The sequence below is a fragment of the Inquilinus sp. genome, assembly GCF_057815775.1.
Genome location: NZ_JBYRFX010001038.1, coordinates 1 through 3,480 on the forward strand (window position 1 = coordinate 1; position 3,480 = coordinate 3,480).

4 protein-coding genes are annotated in these 3,480 nt (G+C 68.6%); all 4 read left to right on the forward strand.

Features of this window, described 5'->3' with window-relative positions:
• A partial coding sequence (locus tag AC3XYG_RS36930) for an ABC transporter permease (RefSeq protein WP_489144887.1) occupies positions 1-802 on the forward strand: 802 nt, incomplete at its 5' end.
• On the forward strand, positions 799-1,527 hold the full coding sequence (locus AC3XYG_RS36935) for an ABC transporter ATP-binding protein (protein ID WP_489144888.1): 729 nt from the start codon (positions 799-801) through the stop codon (positions 1,525-1,527). The genes AC3XYG_RS36930 and AC3XYG_RS36935, both read left to right, overlap by 4 nt.
• A 113-nt stretch (positions 1,528-1,640) precedes the next feature.
• Positions 1,641-1,916: an HU family DNA-binding protein gene (locus AC3XYG_RS36940; RefSeq protein ID WP_309795259.1), complete on the forward strand. Its 276-nt coding sequence runs from the start codon at positions 1,641-1,643 to the stop codon at positions 1,914-1,916.
• A 184-nt stretch (positions 1,917-2,100) separates the two neighbouring features.
• Positions 2,101-3,480, forward strand: a 1,380-nt coding sequence (locus AC3XYG_RS36945) for a phosphomannomutase/phosphoglucomutase (RefSeq protein ID WP_489144889.1), incomplete at its 3' end; no start/stop codon positions are given.

Consider the following 3,480-nt stretch of genomic DNA (forward strand, 5'->3'; position numbering starts at 1 on the left):
CACGCTCGCCCGCCCGGGCTTCGGCACGGCCCTGGGGGTGCAGGCCCGGGTGGTGGTGTCGCTGATGCTGCGCGAGATGCGGATGCACGCCAAGCATTCGCGCCTCAGCTACGCGCTCGAACTGCTCGAGCCGATGCTGCAGCTGACGATGATGCTGGGGGTGTTCTACGCGATCGGCCGCCGGCCCGATTTCGGCACCAGCATGTTCCTGTTCCTCGGCACCGGGATGATCCCGTACTTCACCTTCGTGCACATCTCGTCTCGCGCCATGGGGGCGCTGCGCAGCACCTCGCTGGCCCGCAACCTGCCGCTGGTCAAGCCGCTGGACCTGATGATGGCCCGGGCGCTGCTGGAGATCCTGCAGCTGGACATCGTCATGATCGCGCTGTTCAGCTTCATCTACCTCGTGATCGGCGTGCCCGAGGCCTTTCCGATCCAGCCGCTCAAGGTCATCTCGGCCTTCGGCGCGGCGGCGCTGATGGCGGTCGGCGTCGGCATCGTCAACGGCGTGATCGGGTCGTTCTTCCGGCTCTGGGCCATCGTCTACGGCGTGTTCGCCAGGTCGCTGCTGTTCCTCAGCGCCGTGTTCTACGTGCCCGACTACATGCCGAAGCAGATCCGCGACTACCTGGTCTGGAACCCGCTGCTGCATGCGGTGGAATGGTTCCGCACCGGCTTCTACCTGACCTATCCCTCGGTCATTCTCGACAAGGGCTATGTGCTGGCCTGGGGCGTCGGCTCGCTGTTCCTCGGCCTGATCCTGGAACGGGCGCTGCGCCGGCGCCGGGCGGCATCGCGATGATCGTGCTGGACCACGTCACCAAGCGCTACCGGCCGCATGGCGGCGGGCATGGCAAGCTGGTGTTGGACGACGTGACCGCGGTGTTCGAGCCCGGGCGCACGGTCGGCATCCTCGGCCGGCGCGGCACCGGCAAGTCGACGCTGATCCGCCTGCTGGCCGGCGGCATCCACCCCGACACCGGCCGCGTGCTGCGCCAGGGCCGGGTGTCGTTCCCGGTCGGCACCGCCAGCCCGTTCGTCAGCACCATGACCGGGCGCGAGAACGCCTGGTTCATCGCCCGCATCTACGGCGCCGACCCGGCCGAGGTGATCCGCTTCGTCGAGATGCACAGCGGCCTGCGCGGCGATTTCGACCGCCCGTTCTCCAGCTACACCGGCGACAAGCGCGGGCGGTTTCTGTTCACCACCGCCTATGCCCTGCCCTTCGACATCTATGTGGCCGATGAATCGGTGGTCGGCGGCCCGCCCGGCTTCCGCGACTGGTGCGAGCGGCTGGTCGATGCAAGGCGCCGCACGGCGACGCTGGTGTTCACCACCCGGCGGCCGCGGATGCTGCGCCGCTTCGCCGATGACGGCGCCATCCTGGCCGATGGCCGGTTGAGCTTCTTCGAGACGGTGGGCGACACGGTCCTGGCCTTCAAGGCCGACGACCCCGGCGCCGAGGACGATCCCCTGGTCGATGACGGAGAGGAGGTCGAGGACGATGTCGAAGCCGTCATTCCCTGACCCCGCCCGCCGGCCGCCCCCGACATGCTCCGCGCGAGCATGCGCCACGGGTGTGGGCGCCGCCCATGCCCTTCCCCGGGTGCGATGCGCCCTTTCCACCTAGAGGAACGACGATGAACACCTCGGAGCTGATCGAACAGCTGGCCCAGGACCACAAGCTGCCCCGCGTGCGGGCCAAGCGCATCCTGACCAGCATCTTCCAGGCCATCACCGAATCCGCGGCCAAGGGCGACGAGGTCTCGATCTCGGGCTTCGGCCGCTTCAAGGTCGCGATCCGGCCGGAGCGGGAAGGCCGCAACCCCACCACCGGGCAGCCGATCACCATCGCCGCCTCGAAGAAGGTGGTGTTCAGCCCGTCCAAGCCCGTGCGCGAACTGCTGAACGCCTGATCCGGCAGGGGCCCGGCCGCAACGCCGGGCCCCGTGTCTTCCCAGAAGGTCCGTACCGACGCGGCGGCGGGCTTCCGGCCATGCGCTCCGTGATCGTCATCCCGCCGGCCCCATGGCCGGCGATGGGTTGTGTATTGCTTGGCCACCGGCCGCCCCTCCCGCTCGCTGCCACCGAGGACCTCCCATGTTCCCGACGCCATCCGCCGACCTGGTCCCCAACACCTACGCCTTCGAGACCACGCCGCTGGTCAAGCCCACCGGCTTCCGCGAATACGACGCCCGCTGGTGGTTCGGCCATCCCGGCTCGGACAAGCTGCCGGAGCTGAACCTGATGGGAGTGCAGGCGCTGGGCCTCGGCCTCGGCACCTATCTGCATGAGGCAGGGGTGAAGCCCGACGTCGTGATCGGGCATGATTTCCGCAGCTATTCCATGGCGATCAAGATCGCGCTGGCGCAGGGGCTGATGGCGGCCGGCTGCACCGTGCACGACATCGGCTTGGCGGTGTCGCCGATGGCCTATTTCGCGCAGTTCGCGCTCGATGTGCCGGCCGTGGCGATGGTCACCGCCTCGCACAACGACAATGGCTGGACCGGGGTGAAGATGGGCTGCAACCGCCCGGTCACCTTCGGGCCGGAGGAGATGGGCCGGCTGCGCGACATCGTGCTGTCCGGCGCCTTCGTGTCGCGCGCCGGTGGCGGCTATCGCTTCGTCGAGGGTTTCGCCGAGGAGTATTTCCAGGAACTGACCCGCGGCAAGGCGATCAAGCGCAGGCTGAAGGTGGTCGCCGCCTGCGGCAACGGCACCGCCGGCGCCTTCGCGCCGCGGGTGCTGGAGGCGATCGGCCTCGACGTCATCCCGCTCGATGTCGAGCTCGACCACACCTTCCCGAACTACAACCCCAACCCCGAAGACATGGAGATGCTGCACGCCATCGCCGCCAAGGTGCGCGAGACCGGGGCCGATTTCGGCCTGGGCTTCGACGGCGACGGCGACCGCTGCGGCGTGGTCGACAATGAGGGGAACGAGATCTTCGCCGACAAGGTCGGCGTGATGCTGGCGCGCGACCTGTCGGCGCTGCACCCCGGCGCGCAGTTCGTGGTCGACGTCAAGTCGACCGGCCTGTTCGCGGCCGACCCGGTGCTGCAGGCCCAGGGCGCCAAGACCGACTATTGGAAGACCGGGCATTCCTACATCAAGCGCCGGGTGCGGGACCTGAACGCCCTGGCCGGGTTCGAGAAGTCCGGCCATTTCTTCTTCAACCCGCCGATCGGCCGCGGCTATGACGACGGGCTGGTCACCGCCATCGCGGTCTGCGAGATGATGGACCGCAACCCGGATGCGAGCATGGCCGACCTGTACCGCGCCCTGCCGAAGACCTGGGGGTCGCCGACCATGTCGCCGCATTGCGCCGACGAGGTGAAGTACGAGGTGGTCGAACGGGTGGAGAAGCGCTTCCGCGAGATCGCCGCTAATGGCGGGCTGGCCGGCCACCGCATCGTCGACCTGGTCACGGTCAACGGCATCCGGGTGGTGACCGAAGACGGCACCTGGGGCTTGGTCCGC